Raw genomic sequence first — 20,081 nt, 5'->3', positions numbered from 1 at the left:
GAGGATTTCCCATGAGCATTATCTCCACCAAATATCTGCTTCAGGACGCGCAGGCCAGAGGCTACGCCGTGCCCGCGTTTAATATCCATAACGCGGAAACCATCCAGGCGATTCTGGAAGTGTGCAAGGAAATGCAGTCCCCGGTGATCCTCGCCGGCACGCCGGGCACCTTCAAACACATCGCGTTTGAGGAAATTTTCGCGCTCTGCGAAGCCTATTCCGAAAGCTACGGCATGCCTTTAGCCCTGCACCTCGACCACCACGAATCTCTTGCCGACATCAGCCGCAAGGTTAACGCGGGCGTGCGCAGCGCCATGATCGACGGCAGCCACTTCCCGTTCGCCGAAAACGTGCGGCTGGTGCGCAGCGTGGTGGATTTCTGCCATCGCCACGACTGTAGCGTTGAGGCCGAACTGGGGCGACTTGGCGGCGTAGAAGACGATATGGACGTCGATGAAGAGAGCGCCTTCTTAACCGATCCGCAGGAGGCGAGACGCTTTGTAGAACAAACCGGCGTGGACAGCCTCGCCGTCGCCATCGGTACGGCGCACGGCCTTTATACCCAGCGTCCGAAAATCGACTTTAAGCGCCTTGGCGAAATCCGCGAAACGGTAAACATCCCGCTGGTGCTGCACGGGGCGAGCGACGTGCCGGACGAATATGTGCGGCGCGCAATCGAACTGGGCGTCTGCAAGGTGAACGTCGCTACCGAGCTGAAAATCGCCTTTGCCGACGCGGTGAAAAAATGGTTTGGCGATAACCCGGAAGGCAACGATCCGCGCTACTACATGCGCGTCGGCATGGATGCAATGAAGGAAGTGGTACGCAGCAAAGTCACCGTCTGCGGCTCGGCCTATAAGCTGTTACCTGAAACTGAATCTTCGCTCTAAAAGACTTACCCCTGAGCGTTACCGGCCCCGCGTAACGCTCTGCCCTGAAGCAAAACCGGAAGTGAAAGACCCCTCAATACCTCAAAGAACAAGGACACCCCTATGAAGAGAATCATAAAGAGTTCGTTACTGCTTCTGTTCGTGAGCAACGGCGCTTTGGCCTCCCAATATCTGCTTAATAACGACAATATTTCGCTTTCTTTTGACGACGCAAACTCCGCCGTTTTGGTAAAGGACAGGCTTTCAGAACACAAGCTCGCGCCCATCGAGCTGTTCTTTTTGACCCTGCCCGATGAAAAAGTGATTCACGCTTCGGATTTCAAAATCAAAAACGTCAGCCAGAAAGGCGACGCGATACACGTCGACTACGACCATAAAGATTTTACCGTCAGCGTGGTGCTTAACGTCCTGAAGGGCAAATACGCCAGCATTGACTACAGCATTCAGGCCAAGGGAAAAGCCCAGGACGTGGCGAAAATCACCTTCTTCCCGACGAAAGGACAGTCCCAGGCCCCGTACGTTGACGGCGCGATAAACAGTTCGCCGATCGTCGCCGACAGCTTCTTTATTCTGCCCGAGAAGCCTATCGTCAACACCTACGCCTACGAGACCACCACCAACCTTAACGTCGAGTTAAAAACCCCCATCAAGACGGACACGCCAGTCACCTTCACCACCTACTTCGGCACCTTCGAGGCGACAAACCAGCTTCGCCGCAGCTTTAACGAATTTATCAACGCCATGCGCCCGCGCCCATACCAGCCCTATCTCCACTACAACAGCTGGATGGACATTGGCTTCTTCACCACCTATACCGAACAGGAGGTGCTGAACCGCATGGATACCTACGCCAATGAGCTGATCAAAAAGCGCGGCGTGAAGCTGGACGGCTTCCTGCTCGACGACGGCTGGGACGACCGCACCGGCAAGTGGCTGTTCGGCCCGGCATTTAGCAAAGGATTTGGGGTCGTGAAGGAAAAGGCCGACAGCCTGCATACCTCGGTCGGGCTGTGGCTCTCGCCGTGGGGCGGCTACAATAAACCGCGTGATATCCGGGTTTCCCACGCGAAAGAGAACGGTTTTGAGACGGTCGATGGCAAATTCGCGCTTTCCGGCCCGAACTACTTCCGCAACTTTAACGAGCAGATAATCAAGCTTATCAAGAACGAACATATCACCTCGTTCAAGCTCGACGGCATGGGCAACGCCAACTCGTACATTCCAGGCAGCGCGTTTGCCTCAGATTTCGACGCATCCATCGAGCTGATTAAAAACATGCGCGAGGCGAACAAAGACCTGTTTATCAACCTGACCACCGGCACCGACGCCAGCCCGTCATGGCTATTCTACGCCGACTCCATCTGGCGTCAGGGCGACGATATCAACGTCTATGGCAAAGGTTCCCCGGCGCAGCGGTGGATGACCTACCGCGACGCCGAAACCTACCGTTCTATCGTGCGTAAAGGCCCGCTGTTCCCGCTGAACTCACTGATGTATCACGGAATCGTAAGTGCGGAACATGCCTACTTTGGGCTGGAAAAAGTGCAGACGGACGGCGACTTTGCCGACCAGGTATGGAGCTACTTCGCTACCGGCACGCAGCTCCAGGAGCTGTACATCACGCCTTCGATGCTCAACGACGCCAAATGGGATACGCTGGCCGACGCGGCGAAATGGTCACGCGAAAACGCCAACGTGCTGGTTGATACCCACTGGATCGGCGGCGACCCAACGCAGCTTGAGGTTTACGGCTGGGCGTCATGGAGCAAAGATAAGGCTATTTTCGGCCTGCGCAACCCGTCCGACAAAGAACAACGCTACTACGTAGACCTGGCGAAAAACTTCGAAATCCCGGAGGGCGAGGCCACGCAGTTCACGCTCAAGCCGGTCTACGGCAGCAACACAACGCTTGCCGCAGACTATAAAAATCCGGTGATTGTGACCTTAAAACCGCTGGAAACGCTGGTAGTGGAGGCTGTGCCTGTGGCGGGGGTGAAGTAATAACGAAGAAAAAATGCCTGGGTTTTACCAGGCATTTCTTTTATGTCTCCACGGCTCGCTCCGCCACCAGCACGATGCCGCGACGGAACTCATCGGGGGCCAGACTCCAAATTTCAGACTCGGGAATGCTTTCGCAGTCATAGCGAATGCGCTCGCCGTCATAGGGATAGAAGCGCCCGCTTTCGGTGTCCAGGACAAAGACATGAATTTTTTCTGATACGCGAGCAATTCGCTTCCAGATGTTTTGACCGCCATCGTATTGCTCGCGATCGCTCATCAGGATCATGCCCTGGTCAACAACCAGATGCTCATAAAGCGTGGTTGCGACTCGGGTATCACGCGCGGGGCTATCGACAACCACACCTTCAACCTGGCAAACAGCTTTTGACTCCCAGTAGCGCTTAACGGCAAGAATTGATTCATTTTGAACGGTACTTTTACGCGGAATCAGATCGAGCTTGGCAACGACCGAATGGCGTAGTTCACCCTTCTCATCCAATGACGGTTCTGCATAAACAATCGCAGCGGCAGTTTTGTCTTTTCTGAGAACGATTAACGCAGGGACACCCAACACATCGGTAGTCCCCAACCGATCAAATGCGCGTTCAAGCGCAGCAGGACTGTAGCTTATGGGGTAAAGAATCATATTCGAATCCCCTCTTATCAATACCGGCATACCTTTGCTCACCTATTCATCCCTAAATTTTGAGCAAATTAACATCGCTTATTTAAACCACACAAACAATACCGATACCCGTAATAGAAGCGTGCGAGGCGGCTCGAAAAAACTACTTCTCGCTGTTTTCTAAAGCATATTTATAGAGCGCATTTTTTTTCACGCCGTGGATTTCGGCGGCAAGCGCGGCGGCTTTCTTCAGGGGCAGCTCGGTTTGCAACAGCGCCAGAGTGCGCAGCGCATCGGCGGGCAACGCGTCGTCGGCCGGGGCCTTAAAGCCTTCGACTATCAGCACCATCTCGCCCTTGCGGCGGTTCTCATCTTCTTTCACCCACGCCACCAGCTCGCCGATGGGCGCGCCGTGAATCGACTCCCAGGTTTTGGTCAGCTCGCGCGCCAGCACCACGTAGCGGGATTCGCCGAGTACGGCGCAAATATCGTCTAAACTGTCGATCAGGCGATGGGTAGATTCATAGAAGATCAGCGTGCGCGGCTCCTGCTCAATGGCTTTTAACGCGTCGCGGCGGCCTTTGGACTTCGCGGGCAAAAAGCCTTCGTAACAGAATCGATCCGAAGGTAGACCGGCGGCGCTTAACGCGGCAATGGCGGCGCACGGGCCGGGCAGCGGCACCACGCGGATTCCCGCCTCGCGGCAGGTACGCACCAGATGATAGCCCGGATCGTTAATCAGCGGCGTACCGGCGTCGGAAACCAACGCGATACTCTGCCCTTCCTGAAGCTTCGCTAACAAAGTTTCTGATTTTTGTTGCTCATTATGATCGTGCAATGCGAACAATCGCGCATTAATGGCAAAATGCTGCAGCAATAAACCGGTATGACGAGTATCTTCGGCAGCAATCAGGTCAACGCTTTGCAACACGGATAACGCCCGCTGTGTGATATCGCCGAGGTTACCGATGGGTGTCGGAACGATGTAGAGCGTGCTGGCAGAAATCGCCGCCGTTTCGAGTTGTTTCATTGTTTCATCCGTATTGCCGATTTAATATTGAACACTGAGAAGAAAAATTCACTGGATACAGAATGCTACCGTCTAAATTTATTCGTTCTAAAGCCGGGCGCTGTCTGCCTGTCGTGCTTGCAGCCCTGGTCTTTGCAGGCTGTACCACGAAAGCGCCAGACCAGTCCGCCGCTCACGTGCAGGGCGAAGCCACTGCGGATTCTGCATACTATCTGCAACAGATGCAGCAAAGCGCAGATGATAGCAAGACCACCTGGCAATTACTCGCCATTCATGCGCTGCTTGCCGAAGGTAAAACCCCTCAGGCGGTAGAACTCTATAACCAGTTGCCGCAGCAGATGGACGACACTCAGCGTCACGAACGGTCGCTGCTGGCACCCGAAATCAAAATTGCGCAGAAAGATTACGCCGCCGCCAACGCGCTGCTGGCGAAGCTCGATCTTTCTGTATTCAATAAAAAACAGCTCGCCCGCTATTACCAGGCGGTGATTGACGCCAGCCAGAATCGCCCTTCGCTGGTGCTGCTGCGCGCCTACATCGAGCAAGAGCCGATGCTCAAGGGCGCAGCACATCAGAAAAATATCGACGGCACCTGGCAGGCCCTGTCGCAGCTCACGCCTGAGCAGATGAACAGCATGGTGATCAACGCCGACGAAAACGTGCTGCAAGGCTGGTTGGATCTGCAACGCGTATGGAACGATAACCGCAGCGACCCGAATATGCTCAAAGCGGGCATCAAAGACTGGCAGACGCGCTACCCCAATAACCCAGGTGCGAAAACCCTGCCGACCCAGCTTAGCAACATGCAGAACTACCAGCAGGCATCCGTCGGCAAGATTGCGCTGCTGCTGCCGCTGAACGGCCAGGCGGCGGTATTCAGCCGTGCGATTCAGCAAGGGTTTGAGGCCGCGAAGAATAACGGTTCCGCACCCGTCGCACCGGTAAGCGCCCCTGCGCAAACCCCGGACGCCAGCACGCAGCCAGCGGCGGCTCAGCCTGCTGATGCCAATGCTGTTGCCAGCCCGTCCGACGCCTCGGTAAGCGATCTCACCAACGAGCAGCCGGCGGACCAAACCGCACAGCCCGCGCCTCAGCCAGCGCAGCAGCCGGTGCAAAGCGCGGCGGCCGTGGCGGCCAACCCGTCCGCCGAAGTGAAAGTCTACGACACCTCCTCCCAGCCGCTCGACCAGGTGCTCGCTCAGGCTCAGCAGGACGGCGCAACGCTTGTGGTTGGCCCGCTGCTGAAAAACAACGTAGACCAGCTCGCCACCAGCACCACCTCGCTGAATATCCTTGCGCTCAACCAGCCGGAGAACGTGCAGAACCGCCCGAACATCTGCTACTTCGCGCTCTCCCCGGAAGACGAAGCGCGTGATGCGGCAGACCATATCTGGCAGGAAGGCCACCGCGCCCCGCTGCTGCTGGTGCCACGCAGCGCGCTGGGCGACCGCGTAACCAAAGCCTTTAGCGCCGAATGGCAGAAGTTGGGCGGCGGTATCGTGCTGCAACAGCAGTTTGGTTCGGTCGGCGAACTTAAGCAGGGCATTAACAGCGGCTCCGGCATCGCCTTAACCGGTACGCCAGTCTCCTCTTCCGCGCCGCAGCAGGAAGCGGTCACCATCGGCGGCCTGACCATCCCGGCACCGCCAACCGACGCGCAAATCACCGCAGGCGCAAGCGGCGGCGTTGATGCCGCTTATATCGTGGCAACGCCGGGCGAAGTTGCGCTTATCAAGCCGATGATCGCCATGCGCACCGGCAGCCGCAGCAGCGCGCAGCTGTACGCCAGTTCCCGCAGCTCGCAGGGCGTGAACGGCCCGGACTTCCGTCTGGAAATGGAAGGCCTGCAGTTTAGCGAAATCCCGATGCTGTCCGGCGGCAACCCGTCATTACAGCAGCAGGCCCTGAGCGCCGTGCGCAACGACTATTCCCTGGCCCGCCTGTACGCGATGGGCGTTGACGCCTGGTCGCTGGCAAATCATTTCTCGCAAATCCGTCAGGTTCCGGGTTATCAGATAAGCGGCAACACCGGCACGCTCTCGGCAAGCCAGGACTGCGTCATTAACAGGAAGTTAAATTGGCAGAAGTTCACCCAGGGGCAGATCGTCCCGGTATCCTGAACCGTCAACAGGCTGGCGCGCGCTTCGAAGCCGAAGCGCGCCGCTATCTTGAGCGCAACGGACTGCGCTTTATCGCCGCCAACGTCCGCGTGCGCGGCGGCGAAATCGACCTCATCATGAAACATCGGCAGGTGATTGTGTTTGTCGAGGTGCGTTACCGCAGCAGCCCGCGTTTTGGCGGCGCGGCGGCAAGCGTGACCCGCAGCAAACAGCAAAAGCTGCTGCACGCCGCACGGATTTGGCTTGCTCGCAAATCAGGGAGTTTTGATACTGTGGATTGCCGTTTCGATGTGATAGCCTTCACCGGCAATGAAATAGAGTGGTTAACCAACGCGTTTACCGCAGATGTCTAAAGTAACCAGGTAGAACAACGTGCTCGAAAGAATCAAAGTCTGCTTCACGGAAAGTATTCAAACCCAGATTGCCGCAGCCGAAGCTCTGCCAGATGCCATCTCCCGTGCAGCCATGACGCTGGTTCAGTCGCTGCTTAACGGCAACAAAATTCTCTGTTGTGGTAACGGAACCTCTGCTGCCAACGCACAGCATTTTGCTGCCAGCATGATCAATCGCTTCGAAACGGAGCGGCCAAGTTTACCTGCCATTGCACTTAATGCCGATAATGTGGTCTTAACCGCTATTGCAAATGACCGTTTGCACGAAGAAGTGTATGCCAAACAGGTACGTGCGCTGGGCCATGCCGGAGACGTGCTGCTCGCCATCTCAACCCGTGGCAACAGCCGCGATATCGTGAAAGCGGTAGAGGCGGCGGTAACGCGCGACATGACCATCGTTGCGCTCACCGGCTACGACGGCGGTGAACTTGCCGGGCTGTTAGGGCCGCAGGACGTGGAGATCCGCATTCCTTCGCACCGCAGCGCGCGCATTCAGGAAATGCACATGCTGACGGTCAATTGCCTATGTGATTTGATTGATAACACGTTATTCCCTCACCAGGATGATTAAGGAGTACAGATGAAGGCATTTAAGCCACTTGCAGTCCTTATAACCGCAATTGCGCTACAGGGTTGTGTCGCCGCAGCGGTAGTAGGAAGTGCAGCCGTCGCCACAAAAACGGCGACCGACCCGCGAACGGTTGGCACCCAGGTTGACGACGGCACGCTGGAACTTCGCGTAAATAGCGCGCTTGGCAAAGACGAGCAGCTCAAAAAAGATGCCCGCATTAACGTCACCGCCTATCAGGGCAAAGTCCTGCTGACCGGGCAGACGCAAAATACCGAGCTGGCCTCGCGTGCGAAGCAAATCGCGCTGGGCGTCGACGGTGCCACCGAGGTGTATAACGAAATCCGTAACATGGCACCGGTTGGCTTAGGCACCGCGTCAACGGATACCTGGATAACCACCAAAGTGCGCTCGCAGCTGCTGGCAAGCGATCAGGTGAAATCCTCAAACGTGAAGGTGACCACCGAAAACGGTGAAGTCTTCCTGTTAGGTCTGGTAACGGACAGAGAAGGGAAAGCGGCGGCGGATATCGCCAGCCGGGTGAGCGGCGTGAAGCACGTCACCACCGCTTTTACGCTTCTTAAGTAAAACGCATTGCCCCCTCTCCTTGGGGAGAGGGGACTTTACTCCCAACTTAAAACCGGCTCAAACACGCCATCGCCACCGCCTTAAATCCCGCAAAATCCTTTTGCTCCCGCAGCCGGGGCATCGCCCTTTCGCGCAGGAAGGTGACGAACAAATCGTAAATCGCCATCGCCTCTTCGTATTCGCTTTTGCTGATCGCCAGCAGGAAGATAACGTACGCCGTTTCGTCGCCCCAGCTAATACCCTGCGGGGCCAGCACGGTATAGACCACGGTTTTGTTGGCCATCAGCCCCAGCGAGTGCGGCAGCGCGATGCCGTCGCCCAGCATGGTGCTGACAATCGCTTCGCGTTCGACGACCGAGGGGTAAAAATCTTCCCCCACATACCCTTCACGCTCCAGCTGCCCGCACAAAATGCCGAACAGCTGCTGCTGGGTCATCGGCTCGTCGACGACCAGGAAGTGGCTTTCGTCGAAGTACTTCGCCAGCATATACGGGCGCGTTCGGTCGACCAGCACCAGTTTCCCGAGCTGCTCGAGCTGGTACTCCGTCGGGAACGGCGCCATCGTCACCACCGGCTTTTCTTTTTCGGTGACCCGCGCCGTCGAAATCACAAAATCTTCTTCCACGCCTGCAAGCTGCTCGTAATCGCGCAGCGAGATAATGCGCGTCACCTCAATTTGCGGGTACTTGCGCATCAGCATCGCCTGAATCATCCGCACCGTGGAGTTGCCGGTATCGCAGACCAGCAGAACGCGCGGATGCCGCTGATAGCCAATGTTGTAGTGCCGCTCAAGGCCGACGCCGATGTGCAGCACCAGAAAGCCGATCTCGTTCTCGCTGATGGCGTAAGGCGTGTATTTCCCCCAGCTCGACACCGCCGCAAGCGTCATGTCGTAGGCCATCGGATAGTGCTGTTTAATGTTGGAAAGCAGCGGGTTAGGAATATTTATCTGGTAGCGCACGCGGGTGATCATCGTTTTGATATGCGTGAGCAGGTCTGCGTGCAGCTGCTCGTCGGTCAGCAGATTGTAGTTATAGTGCGTGTTGATGTAGCGCAGGATGTAGTTCACCAGCGCCTCGTCGTCGTCGGCGCTGATGGCGCTGGGCGCGACCTCCTGAACCTGGCGCGCGGCGATGTGTACCTGCAGCCACTCCTCTTCCGCCTCAGACAGCGGCTTTCCCGCCAGCCTTTGCAGCAGCCGCGCAATCTGGCGCGCGGCTTCGCGCACGTTTTCATCCACCTCGGCGGCGTTAAATTCGGCCAGCGGATAGCCTTCACTAATGCGCCGTACCGCGACGGCGCAGTAAAGGCGAATAAACTGCTCGCCTTCATCCGTCAGGCGAATGCGGCAGCGGGTGAAACAGTCGTGCAGCTCGGCGGCCAGCTGCTCCGGCACGCCCGCGTTGAGCGCCTCTTCGGTCAGCAGCGGGTTTTCGCTGTCATCCTGCGCGAGCTGCCAGAGCAAATCCGTCAGGCAGGCGCGGGTGGCCGTTTCGCTGCCAAACAGCTTCATGCCGTGGCGTGGACGGGTCTCAATCGTCAGGCTATAGCGGCTAAACCGCTCGCGCACCTCCGCCATATCGCCCTGCAGCGTGGCGCGGCTGACAAACCACTCTTCAGCCAGATCCTCAAGCTTGAGCGAAAAAGCTGAAGTCAGAAAGCGCACCAGCAGATACTGCACGCGCTCCGGCGAGGTGCGCGGAATGCGCAGCTGGCGCGAGGGCTGAAGCACCATCTCCTGATAGCGGGCAGCGTCATCAATTTTGAGCTGGTAGCCCGCGCCGCGATTGAGCACAAACTGCGCGCCGTGCCCGGCCATTAACGCATTCAGTGCGGTGATATCCGCCCGTACGGTACGGGTAGATACCGCAAGCCGTCGCGCCAGCTCGTCCTGGGGCAGCGTCTCGTTTTGCAGCAGCTCAAAAAGCTGGGCCAGACGAAGATTGGGGAATCTCACCGCGCTTTCCTTCTATTAAACAGCCTACTGCCCAGCAGTGAAAACCAGCTGCGACGGGCTGCCCACCGGGGTGTAATCCTCGATAAAGGTCAGGCTGCCGTCGTGCGGCGTCACGCTAAAGCGCGTGATGTTGTCGCTGCGCTGGTTCATGACGTAGAGATATTGACCGTGGTTATCGAGCGTTAAGGTGCGCGGGTAGTCGCCGCGCGTCCAGATATCGTCCCGATGCGCCAGCGTCCCGTCAGCCGCCACGCTGAAGTGCGCGATGCTGTTACGCAGGCGGTTGGCGACATAAAGCTGTTTGCCGTCAAGGCTCAGCGCAAGGCCCGACGCATAGCTGGTTCCCCGGTAGCCTTCCGGCAGCACGGAGACGGTTTCGCCTTCGGTGAGGGTGCCTTTTGCCGCATCGAATGAATAATGGGTCAGCGTAGAGGACTCTTCGTTAATCAACCACAGGCCGCTCCCGTCCGGGGTAAAGACGAAATGGCGTGGGCCCGCGCCCTTCGACGAGGCGGCGATAAACGGCGGATCGTTCGGCGTGAGCTTCCCGGCGGCGTCGTCAAAGCGGTACTGATAAATGCGGTCTAAGCCGAGATCGGTCGTGAAAACATATTTCCCGCTCGGATCGGCCTCGATCATGTGCGCGTGCGCTCGGCTATGCCCGCTCGCCGCAAAACTGCCCTCTACGGCCGCTTCCGGCCTCGCCGCGCCCGCAGGCCCGGAATCCGTATGAATATCGCTGGCCTCGCCGAGGCTGCCGTCTTCTTTTACCGGCAGCACGGCAACGGAACCACTGATGTAGTTCGCCACCAGCAGATAGCGCTCGTTTGGCGTAAGCGATAGGTAAACCGGCCCGCCGCCGCCCGATGAAACCTGATTTAGCGCTTTAAGGCCCCCGTCGCGCCCAACGCGCAGGGCGACAATAATGCCCTCCTCCTCTTCGCATGCGGCGTACAGGGTTTGGCCGTCTCGCGATGCCGCAAGCTGGGCCGCGTTCGGCAGCGTGCTGACTAACGTTTTGCCGCTCAGCGCGCCCGTTTTCGCATCAACCTGAAAACGATACACCCCCTCACCGTTGGGATTATAGGTGCCAACCCAGGCGAACCGCGTTGTTACAGGCATTGGGGATTCCTCGCTATTGGTGAATGTTGAATGGGCGCGCGTAGGGCGGATAAGCACAGCGCCATCCGCCGTTGGGTTTTACCCTACCAGCTTCCGGGTCATTTCCAGCAGCGCACGCACGTCTTCCGGGCGCGTATTGCCGCTCGCCTTATCGATAATCGAGCTGTAAATGTGCGGGATGATTTTGCTCACCCCGGCCTGCAGCGCTATCCGGAGAATATCTTCGTAATTGTCCAGATCGATACCGCCGGTCGGCTCCAGCCAGAAATCGTGCTTCGCGCAGGCTTCGGCGACCGCCTTAAACTCGTCACGGCAGGCGAGCCCGCCCATCGGTAAATATTTGATTGAACTGCCGCCCATATCTTTCAGCAACTTAATGGCGGTTTCAACCGGAACGATGCCGTCGGGCGCTTTTGAGCTTAGCGGTCCGGTGGAGATTTTCACCCAGCCCACCTTGCCGGTCGGTGAAACCAGGCCGTTAACCACCGTTTCAGCCTGCCCGAGCAGCGCCCGCGAGGTGCCCACGCCGGTAAACACCTGGTTCACATGCTGCGGCTGCACCTGGCGGGAGATTTCGCTGACCATCGCCGACTGGTTTGGATCGCCCGCGCCCAGCCCCACGGAAAGCGCGTTATCGATTAGCGCCGCATAGTCGCGCATATCCGCCACGGCGCTTTGCACGTCGGGGTAGTTTTTTGACAGCACGCCCACCAGCACGTGGCCGTCCGCTGCCTCATAAATCTCTTTTGCGTTCTCTTTCGAACCCGCCAGCACGTTCAGGCAAACGCGGTCGCGGTAAAAGTTCGGGGTCAGCTTCATGACTGGTTCTCCTTGCTGATGTTCGCCTTAATGCAGCGGGCGATAATCTCCAGCTGCTGTGGGCTGACGCTGCGCACGTCGGCCTCAATAATGCCTTCGTTGGCCTTGTAGCCACGGAAATAGACAGCGTATTCACCCTGCTTAAGCGCGTCGACCAGCCCGCCGGTGCTCATGCCGATAGCGGCCTCGTTGAATTTGATTTCGGTACGGGCGATGTCGCGGCCCGCGGCGTCCCATACCACGCGGGCGCTAACGCCGTTCAGCGCGTTCAGGCCGTCGATAAACGGCGTCATTTTTTGCACCATCTGCTCGCCGGTCTCTTTTTGCGCCGTGAGGTAATGTTCAATGGCGCAGGTCAGGCCGAGGATCCCCTCTTTACCCACTTTCATGGCGCGGCCGATGCCGCCGGTTTGCAGCTTTACCCACTCCACGTACTGTTTCTTGCCGATCACCAGCCCGCTGGTCGGCCCTTCAATCGCCTTCGCGCCGCTGTAAATCACAAGACTCGCGCCCGCGCGGTAGTAACACTGAAGATCTTCTTCCGCGGCGGCGTCCACGATCAGCGGCAGACTGTGCCTGCGGGCAACCGCCGCAGCCTGCTCAACGTTGAGCATGCTTTTCTGCACCGAGTGGTGGGACTTGATATAGAGGATCGCGGCGGTGCGCGGGGAAATCGCGGCGGCAAGCTGGTCGGCTGAACATTCGTTCGCGTAGCCCGCCTCAACGACCCTGCCGCCGCCGAGGTTCACCATCGTGCCAACCGGCGCGCCGAAGTTAACGTTATGCCCTTTCGGCAGCACGATCTCGTTGTTCTCAAGCGGGGCGGCGTGCAGGTTTTCAATCAGCCAGGCGTTGTCTTTAACCAGCACCGCCGCGACGGACTGCGCGATGCCGGAAGAGGCGCAGGAGACAACCGTCGCCGCCTCCACGTCGAGCAGCTTCGCGATGTAGTCGCCGGTTTTGTTCACCAGATCTTTCATTTCAAAGTAGTGGTTCATGCCGTTGGTGACGGCTTCCACCACCTCCGGGCGCGGCGTTGAAACGCCCAGCGCGGTCATGCGGCCCGAGGCGTTAATCACCTGTTTTAAATCGTATTTTTCATAGATCGAAGACATGTTCTGCATTTCCTTGTTCAGTCGTAAACCACTTCCCGGCGCGCACGGCGGCAAGAGGTGCCAGCAGCAGCTCGCCGTGAAGCGTTTGCTGCTCGGAATCGGTAAACACCGTCGGCTGGCGGCGAAGTTCAAAAATTGTCAGATCGCCGTCAAGGCCGACCGCCAGACGCCCCTTGTGCCGCAGGCGTAGGCCGTCCGCCGCGTGGGCGGTAACGCGGTCAATAACCTGCGGCAGAGAAAGGCCGATGGAGAGGAATTTCGACATCACCGCGCCCAGGCTATGCACCGGCCCGTTAATGCGGTTGCGGCAGTAGATATCGGAGCTGATGGTCTGCGGCAAAATTCCCTGCGCGATGGCGATTTTCGCCACCTCAAAGCTGAAGCTCGCCGAGCCGTGGCCTACGTCCAGGCGCACGCCGCGCCCAATCGCGCTGGCAATGGACGCGCGCAGCTTGCCCGCAGGCGAAAGGATGCGGTTCGGCTTGCCGTTGTAGCAGTGGGTAATGATGTCGCCGCTGGAGAGCAAATCGGCGATTTCATCAAGGTTCGGCGGGTTGTTGCCGATGTGCACCATCAGCGGCAAATCACCGTTTTCACGCTGAATTTCCTTGGCGCGTTGCAGCGGCCTGATGCCGTTATCCCCCACCACGCTGCTGCTCATCCGCGCCTTCAGGCCGACGATAAAACCGCCGTGGCGCTTCACCGCATCGCGCGCGGCAGCGCTGTCGATATTCGCCATATCCGACAGCTCGTTCTGGGCGATCAGCCCGACGCGGGAGATGTTCAGCAGCGCGTATACGTCCGTCGTCGCTTTTCGGGTTATCTGATAAAAATCGTCGATATCGTCCGCGCCGGTGCTCCCCGCGTCGATAACAGTGGTCACGCCCGTCGCGATGCCGATGCTGTCCGGCTCATCGTGATAAATCGGCGATTTTGGGTAGCAGTGGACGTGTGAATCAATCCAGCCCGCGCTGACGTAGAACTCGCCGTTCAGCGCCCGCTCCTCGTGCGCCTTGCCGCTCACCTCGCCGAGCGCGGCGATTTTGCCGTCCTTGATGGCGATGTCGATAACCGTATCGTCCACAAGGCGCGCCTGGCGCAGAATCAGGTCGAACATGGTTTTCTCCTTTCTTTAAAACCAGGTCGGGTAAGCGCAGCGCTACCCGACGAAAACCTACAGGGCCACCGGGAATATCGCCCCTAAAATCATCGCTCCCAGAATCGCGCCGCCGGTAATCGGCTTGTTCCACAGGTAGAACGCCAGCGCGCCAAGCAGCGAGCCGATGCCGATGGGGATTGAGGCGGTCATCGCGCTCAGGATAATCAGCGGCCCGAGGAAGCGGCCCGACGCGTTACCCGCGCCCATCATCACGTCCGCGCCGTAGGTCGAATCGCTCTGGTTGATGGTGAACCTACGCGCAAGGATAATCAGGTAGCCAATCGCCAGCCCAATCACCAGGCCGGTAACCAGCGAAGCGGCAAAGTTAGCTACCGGGAAGACGAAGCCCGCCCCCAGCAACAGCGCCGGAACGCCCAGCCCCACGCCGGTCTGAATCGCACCGCCGATATCCAGAATCCCGACCAGCGATCCTTCGATGATGCGCGCAAAAAGGAAGCTCGCGCCAAAGGCCGCTACCGCGCCGTAAACCCCGGTATCAATCCCGGCGCGCAGCATGGAGACAAACGCCACTTCGTTAAACGCGCCGATGCCGTAGAGGTAGTACATGTGTGTCCCGGCGAACACGCCGGAGGAAAGCAGGCCAACAAAGATTGGGAACGACCAGTCGGCATACCAAAAACCTTTATTCTCTTCCATCGCAGGCTCCCTTATTTTCCGCTCATCGAGTTATGGATCATGTCCAGCCAGTTCGGCACGGTCAGATGGAAGGATTCGATCATCTTCATGTCGAAGCCGCGGAAGAAGGCGCTCAGCACGAACAGCGCGACAATCGCGGTCATCATCACCTTAGTGACGCGGTTCCAGCCGCTCTCCTCCACGCCTTTACCGATCAGGATGCCCAACACCAGGCCCGGCACGGCGTTACCCATAATCAGCTGCGCGCAGCCGCCAAAAATCGTCGCCCAGAAGCCGGATTTCTTACCGGCGTCGATGGCTGCAAGCCAAAAGATGACCGGCATCACGGTGTTCACCAGCAGGTTAGCCGCAGGCACCAGCACCTTAACGGCGGTGACCTGCAAAGCGGCGGGTACGGCGGAAGCGGTGCTGTTGAGGAATGCCACCACCACCATGCCGATAAGGCCGCAGGCGATAGCCATTTTCTTCGGATCGTGCAGGGTTTCGGCCACGTTGCGGTTTTTCACCATCAGCGCGGCGGCCCCCCAGTTGGGGATGATGCGGTGGTCAACGTCCTGGGTGAAAGCGCCCGCCGCAACGGAGGAAGCCCAGGCGTTGAAGAAGAAGCCCAGACCAAAAGAGAAATGCGATGCCGGATCCCCTTCGCAGGAATTTAGCTCGCCCAGAGTACGAAATGCGCCCATCCCCTGCGAGGTTGGCGCGTGGAACATGCGTGCTGCCCCAGCGCCAACACCTACGCCGACGAGCCCCCCGATGATGAGTGATTTTATTAGTATTATTAAGAACATCTGTCTGTCCTTTCTGTGTGATTTTTAGGTCGTGGCGAAATCTACCTTATCGAGATTTATCGCTGTTACGTTGACGGTGACGTCCAGCTCGACGCTAAACGTCCGTCGTTCGCGCTTCAGAAAGAAGAGCAAAAAGGCTTCTTTCTTCACCTGCACCCGCGCCTGAACAACCTGCACATCCTGTGGCTCAATACGCAGTAATATGTGGGCGACGTCTTGAGCACCGCGCCCTGAACGTGGCTCAGGGCATCGGCAAAGGCTTTGGCTTTGCTATCGCCGCGCCCGCTCACTCGCACCCTGTCGGAGAAGTGTTCTTTCATACTCAGCTGCCGTACTTCTTGTTCCAGGCCTGCACCAGGCGCTCGCCCAGCTCTTCTTTATCCATAAAGCCGAAGCCTAAAACGTTGTTGCCCTCGTTGATGGCCGTTACGCCCTCGTCCACGGAACGCATGCCGTATTTGGCTTTGTAGCCGTGTTTGGTTTGCGCGGTGATGGCCCCCGCCCCGCCGCTGCCGCAGAAGGAAATCCCGAAGGCGGCGTTTTCAGCTTTCATCACGTCGCCGAGCTTCATGTCGGCGGCGACGCCAGGTATGACCACCGCGCGACCACCCGCTTTTTCGATCCCTGCCGCAACCTTCTGTCCTTTACCCAGACGGTCACCAATGACTACGGTAATTTGTTCCATTTGCGTCTCCTGATTGTTCAAAGATTGTCTTTCGCGACTTCGAAATGCACCGACAGCAGCCACGCCTCTTCCACCGGCAGGTTGCCAAACTGCTCCACCACCGCCTGCGCCATGGCAAGCGAGTCGGCCGAGATTTCCTCAAACAGGCTCTCTTCCACTTCCGGCAGCGGCTCGCCGCTCAACGACCGATGGGCCATGGCGCGGACGTGGGAGGTGAGCATCTGCTCCTGCACCGCGTTCGGGGTGATGTTTCTGGATTCCAGCAGCTGATGAATAAACACCAGCACCCTGTCCGCCAGCTGCGCGGCCCCGGCACTCCCGGCTTCATTAACCTTTACCGCTCCGTTATTCACACTGCGTACCTCGTTTTTCGATATAGCGTTAAGGTATCCACCGGGGTTATCAGTTTGTAGCGAGTTGTTTTCCACTTCGAAGTGGAAATCGGCGCGGCATGAGTGATCTGTGCCGCATATTCGCGGCGATTAGCGGTTTTATGCTGGATTTAAGTGATTAAGCTCACGGGATTAACAGGCGAAATACATATTCGGCAGTGATAGTTTTTGCGCAGAAATGTGACGCGGGACGGGTTTTAACGGCAGGTATCGGAAAGGCTTATGTTGGGTGAACTTAAGGCCACGCTGTCGCACGAAAAAAGGTGATTTTCCAGCTTTAAGCCTTTTTAGCGACATGATTTTACGAACTGGAATACGCCTTACAAACCCCACGCCGATGAGAAAGCCCGTTCTTTGAGAAACTCTGGCGGGTGGCGCTTCGCTTACCCGCACTACACTCTGAATATTTCTTGCGAGGTCTCGCGAAGAAAGAAGCGATGGTCATAGAGAATTAAGGGGGAATTCATAAAATCATGACCTGGTATTTACTCTACTAAACCGAAAATATTCTCAATCAAATCAAAAACCGGCGGCAGCTTATCAATGCCATGGCAATGATGCCTGGAAGAAATACACCAATATTAGCTCTTGAGCTAACATAGCTTATGAGCTAATTTATCGTTCATGGAGGAACGTTATGTTCACTGTGATTTTTCACAATGAAGCCGAAACGGAACTGCTCGCGTTACCTGCTTCAGCTCGGGCTAAAATGACTCGACTCCTTAAGAAGCTGGAAATTAATCCCCGCCTGCTGCGGGAGCCCGATACCAAACCTTTGGGCGAAGGCTTATTTGAAATCCGTACCATGGGGACAGGCATAGCCCGCGGCCTCTGGGTATATCAGACTGGTGAGCGCATTTTTCTGCTGCGCATTTTCATTAAAAAGTCTCAAAAAACCCCGTATGGCGAAATAGAACTGGCCTTCCGAAGGTTGGAGGAAATGAAAAATGAAATATAAAACGCTCGATCAGATTCACAACGAATCCCTGCAAGATCCCGAGTACCGCGCTGCCTATGAAGCAGAAGAAGCGCTTGAAAGATTACAGGAAACGTTACAAAGCTGGAGAGTTGAGGCGGGACTTACCTCTGCACAAGTTGCTGAAAGAATGGGAGTTAAACCGCCCACCGTATCTCGGATGGAAAAGAATGCCACGAAAATGAGCTACGAAACCCTGCTACGCTACGCTCGCGCCTGCGGCGTAAACTTCAAGCTACAGCAAATATGAAAATCGACGCAGAAATCACCTTCCGCAAGCTCGAAATCTTTATGGCGTTTATGGAGAAGGGAAACATTGCCCGCACCGCCGAGGCGCTGGGCATCAGCGGTGTGAGCGTGCATCGCGCGCTGCATACGCTTGAGGAAGGCGTGCGCTGCCCGCTGTTTATCCACAAGGGCCGCAACCTGGTGCCGCTGCCGTCGGCGCATACGCTGCTGGAACACAGCAAAGAAGCGGTGGCCCTGATGGAGCGCGGCATTGAGGAAACCCGCCAGGCCGCGGGCGTTGGGCAGGGGCGTTTGCGCATCGGCACGCTCTATTCGCTGACGCTTGAAACCGTGCCGCGCCTGATAATGGGCATGAAGCTGCGCCGCCCGGAGCTGGAAATGGATCTCACCATGGGCTCTAACCAGCTGCTGTTGAATATGCTTGAAGACGGCGTGCTGGATGCGATTCTGATTTCGGTTTCCGAGAGTGAGATTGACCGCACCAGCCTTGAGGTGCTGCCGCTGTTCCAGGACAACATTTTCCTCGCCGCACCCACCTCTTTCCCGCTCGATACCGGCAAACTCGCCGATCTTCGTGATTTCCACAGCCAAAAATTTGTCTCACTGGCCGAAGGCTTCGCCACCTATAACGGCTTCCAGGAGGCGTTTCATATTGCGGGCTTTGAGCCAGAGATTGTGACGCGGGTGAACGATATCTTTTCGATGCTGAGCCTGGTGCAGGCGGGCGTGGGGCTGTCGTTAATGCCGGGGCGCATGAAGAAGGTGTATGAGAATTCCATACAGCTTTGCGAGCTTGCCGAGCCGTATCAGATGAAGCAGCAGATTGCGATTGTCTTCGCCCGTAACCGCGAGCTGGACCCGAACCTGCTGGCGCTGGCGGCCGAGGGGCGCATGTACGCCCGCTCGTTTACCGATACGCCTAACGCGCCGCTTTAGTACGTTCGGCCAGACGCTGGATAAGCGCTACGCTGTTCTGCTCGCGGCATACGGTAATGCCCTCGCGGAAGGCCTGTCGGGTCAACCCTGAAAGCACGCTGCCGGGCGGCATTTCGATAGCCAGCCGCACGTCGCGCTCGTTGGCGGCAACCATCGCGTCGCGCCAGCGCACGGTGCGCGACATGTTGAGCGCCAGATCTTCGGCGATGTGCTCCGGCTGCCACAGCACGCGGGCGGTGCTGCCGCTGAGGTAGGTGCAGCGCGGGCGATGCAGCGTTACGCCGTCAAAGGCCTGCTTTAATTTTTGCGCCGGTTCGCGAAGCAGCTCGCAGTGCGAAGGCACGCTGACCGCCAGCCGCCTGGCTTTCTGCGCGCCCGCAGCCCGCGCCCGTTCCGCGACCTTCGCCATATCCTCATCGCGCCCGGCAATCACGATCTGCTGCTCGGCGTTAATATTGGCGATGTAGGTTCCCGAGCCTTCCACCAGCGCCTCAACCTCCGCGAGCTGCAATCCCATGATGGCGGTGAGCCCGTAACCCTGAGGGTACGCCTGTTCCATCAGGTCGCCGCGCAGGGCAACCAGCCGCAGCGCGTCCTCAAAGCCCAGCACGCCCGCCGCTACCGCCGCCGGAAACGCGCCGATAGACAGGCCGCAAACCATGTCAGGCTGCACGCCGCTGCGTTCCAGCTCCTGCGCCCAGGCAACGCCTGCGATGAGCAGGCAAAGCTGAACCGCGCGGGTGTGTTTTAACGCTTCGGGAGAATCAAGCGAGCCTGCTTCATCACCCAGAACGGTGCGAACGCGTGCCATTACGTCGCTATCTTGCGGTAACTTCTGCAACATGCCTGCACGCTGCGTTCCCTGCCCAGGAAAGGTAAAGAGAATTTTCATAGGATTACCAACAATATTCGTCGAATAGATACTGTAGGGCGGGTAAGCAATGCGTCACCCGCCAGATCTGGCGTAAACGGTGGATGACGCTCGCGCTTGTCCACCCTACAAAAGAAGAGC

21 protein-coding genes and 1 pseudogene are annotated in these 20,081 nt (G+C 57.7%); 9 read left to right on the top strand and 13 right to left on the bottom strand.

Translation table 11 applies throughout. The annotated features are described in order from the left end of the window. Positions 1-11: 11 nt before the first annotated feature. Positions 12-890: a tagatose-bisphosphate aldolase subunit KbaY gene (kbaY, locus tag ACSPHG_RS02740; RefSeq protein WP_435951980.1), complete on the top strand. Its 879-nt coding sequence runs from the start codon at positions 12-14 to the stop codon at positions 888-890. A gap of 102 nt (positions 891-992) precedes the next feature. Then, the gene (locus tag ACSPHG_RS02735; protein WP_435951979.1) at positions 993-2,891 is read left to right on the top strand and encodes an alpha-amylase family protein; all 1,899 of its coding nucleotides are present in this window, start codon (positions 993-995) and stop codon (positions 2,889-2,891) included. Positions 2,892-2,931: 40 nt separating this feature from the next. Here the strand turns inward: ACSPHG_RS02735 and ACSPHG_RS02730 are convergent, their stop codons facing one another. Together ACSPHG_RS02730 and rsmI are read right to left on the bottom strand one after the other, a co-directional pair. After that, complete coding sequence (locus ACSPHG_RS02730) at positions 2,932-3,579, bottom strand: hypothetical protein (RefSeq protein ID WP_435951978.1); 648 nt, start codon at positions 3,577-3,579, stop codon at positions 2,932-2,934. 100 nt (positions 3,580-3,679) lie between these two features. Continuing rightward, positions 3,680-4,546, bottom strand: coding sequence for a 16S rRNA (cytidine(1402)-2'-O)-methyltransferase (gene rsmI, locus ACSPHG_RS02725; protein ID WP_435951977.1), 867 nt, complete (start codon positions 4,544-4,546; stop codon positions 3,680-3,682). 62 nt (positions 4,547-4,608) lie between these two features. Here rsmI and ACSPHG_RS02720 point away from each other — a divergent pair, with 62 nt between their 5' ends. Genes ACSPHG_RS02720 through dolP form a run of 4 tightly spaced genes read left to right on the top strand, consistent with a single transcriptional unit; the run spans position 4,609 to position 8,214 of the window. Then, positions 4,609-6,666 carry a penicillin-binding protein activator gene (locus tag ACSPHG_RS02720; protein ID WP_435951975.1) on the top strand — a complete coding sequence of 686 codons (2,058 nt, stop codon included), beginning with the start codon at positions 4,609-4,611 and terminating at the stop codon, positions 6,664-6,666. Next, on the top strand, positions 6,624-7,019 hold the full coding sequence (locus ACSPHG_RS02715; protein WP_435951973.1) for a YraN family protein: 396 nt from the start codon (positions 6,624-6,626) through the stop codon (positions 7,017-7,019). The genes ACSPHG_RS02720 and ACSPHG_RS02715 overlap by 43 nt, the downstream gene beginning before the upstream one ends. A 19-nt stretch (positions 7,020-7,038) precedes the next feature. Continuing rightward, positions 7,039-7,629, top strand: a complete 591-nt coding sequence (gene diaA, locus ACSPHG_RS02710) for a DnaA initiator-associating protein DiaA (protein WP_034492968.1) — start codon at positions 7,039-7,041, stop codon at positions 7,627-7,629. 9 nt (positions 7,630-7,638) lie between these two features. After that, positions 7,639-8,214 (top strand): division/outer membrane stress-associated lipid-binding lipoprotein, encoded by a 576-nt coding sequence (gene dolP / locus ACSPHG_RS02705; RefSeq protein ID WP_435951971.1) that lies wholly within the window; start codon positions 7,639-7,641, stop codon positions 8,212-8,214. A 46-nt stretch (positions 8,215-8,260) separates the two neighbouring features. On the opposite strand, the gene ACSPHG_RS02700 is transcribed toward dolP, so the two are convergent. The 10 genes and pseudogenes from ACSPHG_RS02700 to ACSPHG_RS02655 all read right to left on the bottom strand — a co-directional run bounded on the left by ACSPHG_RS02700 (position 8,261) and on the right by ACSPHG_RS02655 (position 16,869). Beyond that, positions 8,261-10,171 carry a BglG family transcription antiterminator gene (locus ACSPHG_RS02700; protein ID WP_435951970.1) on the bottom strand — a complete coding sequence of 637 codons (1,911 nt, stop codon included), beginning with the start codon at positions 10,169-10,171 and terminating at the stop codon, positions 8,261-8,263. Positions 10,172-10,195: 24 nt separating this feature from the next. Beyond that, positions 10,196-11,293, bottom strand: coding sequence for a lactonase family protein (locus ACSPHG_RS02695; protein WP_435951969.1), 1,098 nt, complete (start codon positions 11,291-11,293; stop codon positions 10,196-10,198). Positions 11,294-11,371: 78 nt separating this feature from the next. Next, positions 11,372-12,112: a 2-dehydro-3-deoxy-phosphogluconate aldolase gene (gene dagF / locus ACSPHG_RS02690; RefSeq protein ID WP_435951967.1), complete on the bottom strand. Its 741-nt coding sequence runs from the start codon at positions 12,110-12,112 to the stop codon at positions 11,372-11,374. Next, complete coding sequence (locus ACSPHG_RS02685; RefSeq protein WP_435951965.1) at positions 12,109-13,227, bottom strand: DgaE family pyridoxal phosphate-dependent ammonia lyase; 1,119 nt, start codon at positions 13,225-13,227, stop codon at positions 12,109-12,111. Before ACSPHG_RS02685 ends, dagF begins: the two co-directional genes overlap by 4 nt. Further along, complete coding sequence (locus ACSPHG_RS02680) at positions 13,211-14,344, bottom strand: amidohydrolase/deacetylase family metallohydrolase (RefSeq protein WP_435951963.1); 1,134 nt, start codon at positions 14,342-14,344, stop codon at positions 13,211-13,213. Before ACSPHG_RS02680 ends, ACSPHG_RS02685 begins: the two co-directional genes overlap by 17 nt. 57 nt (positions 14,345-14,401) lie before the next feature. Beyond that, positions 14,402-15,043 carry a DUF4310 family protein gene (locus tag ACSPHG_RS02675; protein WP_435951961.1) on the bottom strand — a complete coding sequence of 214 codons (642 nt, stop codon included), beginning with the start codon at positions 15,041-15,043 and terminating at the stop codon, positions 14,402-14,404. Between the two features lie 11 nt (positions 15,044-15,054). Beyond that, a complete protein-coding gene (locus tag ACSPHG_RS02670; RefSeq protein ID WP_435951959.1) occupies positions 15,055-15,831 on the bottom strand; it encodes a DUF4311 domain-containing protein in 777 nt (258 codons plus the stop codon). Between the two features lie 24 nt (positions 15,832-15,855). Beyond that, positions 15,856-16,151, bottom strand: a pseudogene (locus ACSPHG_RS02665) (DUF4312 family protein). A gap of 2 nt (positions 16,152-16,153) precedes the next feature. Then, positions 16,154-16,516, bottom strand: a complete 363-nt coding sequence (locus ACSPHG_RS02660) for an SFCGS family glycine-rich protein (protein WP_121267746.1) — start codon at positions 16,514-16,516, stop codon at positions 16,154-16,156. A gap of 17 nt (positions 16,517-16,533) precedes the next feature. Beyond that, entirely contained in the window at positions 16,534-16,869 is a 336-nt protein-coding gene (locus tag ACSPHG_RS02655; RefSeq protein WP_435951957.1) for a glycine dehydrogenase, read from the bottom strand. 676 nt (positions 16,870-17,545) lie between these two features. On the opposite strand from ACSPHG_RS02655, the gene ACSPHG_RS02650 reads away from it, so the two are divergent. The 3 genes from ACSPHG_RS02650 to ACSPHG_RS02640 are packed head-to-tail and all read left to right on the top strand — an operon-like array spanning position 17,546 to position 19,069. Further along, positions 17,546-17,866, top strand: coding sequence for a type II toxin-antitoxin system RelE/ParE family toxin (locus ACSPHG_RS02650; RefSeq protein WP_435951956.1), 321 nt, complete (start codon positions 17,546-17,548; stop codon positions 17,864-17,866). Continuing rightward, entirely contained in the window at positions 17,856-18,134 is a 279-nt protein-coding gene (locus ACSPHG_RS02645) for a helix-turn-helix domain-containing protein (RefSeq protein ID WP_435951954.1), read from the top strand. The genes ACSPHG_RS02650 and ACSPHG_RS02645 overlap by 11 nt, the downstream gene beginning before the upstream one ends. Beyond that, positions 18,131-19,069, top strand: a complete 939-nt coding sequence (locus ACSPHG_RS02640; RefSeq protein ID WP_435951953.1) for a LysR family transcriptional regulator — start codon at positions 18,131-18,133, stop codon at positions 19,067-19,069. The genes ACSPHG_RS02645 and ACSPHG_RS02640 overlap by 4 nt, the downstream gene beginning before the upstream one ends. On the opposite strand, the gene mdcH is transcribed toward ACSPHG_RS02640, so the two are convergent. Beyond that, a complete protein-coding gene (gene mdcH / locus ACSPHG_RS02635) occupies positions 19,053-19,961 on the bottom strand; it encodes a malonate decarboxylase subunit epsilon (protein ID WP_435951952.1) in 909 nt (302 codons plus the stop codon). The two genes, ACSPHG_RS02640 and mdcH, sit on opposite strands and share 17 nt — an antisense overlap. Positions 19,962-20,081 lie beyond the last annotated feature (120 nt).

It is taken from the genome of Dryocola baronae, from assembly GCF_051297175.1.
In the GTDB taxonomy this organism is placed as follows: Bacteria; Pseudomonadota; Gammaproteobacteria; order Enterobacterales; family Enterobacteriaceae; genus Dryocola.
The sequence above is the reverse complement of the archived record's forward strand: the minus strand, read 5'-3'. Positions and strand labels throughout refer to the sequence as shown.

Excerpts from the sequence above, each read along its gene's own strand:
- ACSPHG_RS02650 (WP_435951956.1), top strand. The coding sequence starts at position 17,546 with ATGTTCACTGTGATTTTTCACAATGAAGCCGAAACGGAACTGCTCGCG.
- dagF (WP_435951967.1), bottom strand. The coding sequence starts at position 12,112 with ATGAAGCTGACCCCGAACTTTTACCGCGACCGCGTTTGCCTGAACGTG.
- ACSPHG_RS02660 (WP_121267746.1), bottom strand. The coding sequence starts at position 16,516 with ATGGAACAAATTACCGTAGTCATTGGTGACCGTCTGGGTAAAGGACAG.
- ACSPHG_RS02675 (WP_435951961.1), bottom strand. The coding sequence starts at position 15,043 with ATGGAAGAGAATAAAGGTTTTTGGTATGCCGACTGGTCGTTCCCAATC.
- ACSPHG_RS02645 (WP_435951954.1), top strand. The coding sequence starts at position 17,856 with ATGAAATATAAAACGCTCGATCAGATTCACAACGAATCCCTGCAAGAT.
- kbaY (WP_435951980.1), top strand. The coding sequence starts at position 12 with ATGAGCATTATCTCCACCAAATATCTGCTTCAGGACGCGCAGGCCAGA.
- ACSPHG_RS02670 (WP_435951959.1), bottom strand. The coding sequence starts at position 15,831 with ATGTTCTTAATAATACTAATAAAATCACTCATCATCGGGGGGCTCGTC.
- ACSPHG_RS02695 (WP_435951969.1), bottom strand. The coding sequence starts at position 11,293 with ATGCCTGTAACAACGCGGTTCGCCTGGGTTGGCACCTATAATCCCAAC.
- rsmI (WP_435951977.1), bottom strand. The coding sequence starts at position 4,546 with ATGAAACAACTCGAAACGGCGGCGATTTCTGCCAGCACGCTCTACATC.
- dolP (WP_435951971.1), top strand. The coding sequence starts at position 7,639 with ATGAAGGCATTTAAGCCACTTGCAGTCCTTATAACCGCAATTGCGCTA.
- ACSPHG_RS02640 (WP_435951953.1), top strand. The coding sequence starts at position 18,131 with ATGAAAATCGACGCAGAAATCACCTTCCGCAAGCTCGAAATCTTTATG.
- mdcH (WP_435951952.1), bottom strand. The coding sequence starts at position 19,961 with ATGAAAATTCTCTTTACCTTTCCTGGGCAGGGAACGCAGCGTGCAGGC.
- ACSPHG_RS02680 (WP_435951963.1), bottom strand. The coding sequence starts at position 14,344 with ATGTTCGACCTGATTCTGCGCCAGGCGCGCCTTGTGGACGATACGGTT.
- ACSPHG_RS02685 (WP_435951965.1), bottom strand. The coding sequence starts at position 13,227 with ATGTCTTCGATCTATGAAAAATACGATTTAAAACAGGTGATTAACGCC.
- ACSPHG_RS02735 (WP_435951979.1), top strand. The coding sequence starts at position 993 with ATGAAGAGAATCATAAAGAGTTCGTTACTGCTTCTGTTCGTGAGCAAC.
- ACSPHG_RS02720 (WP_435951975.1), top strand. The coding sequence starts at position 4,609 with ATGCTACCGTCTAAATTTATTCGTTCTAAAGCCGGGCGCTGTCTGCCT.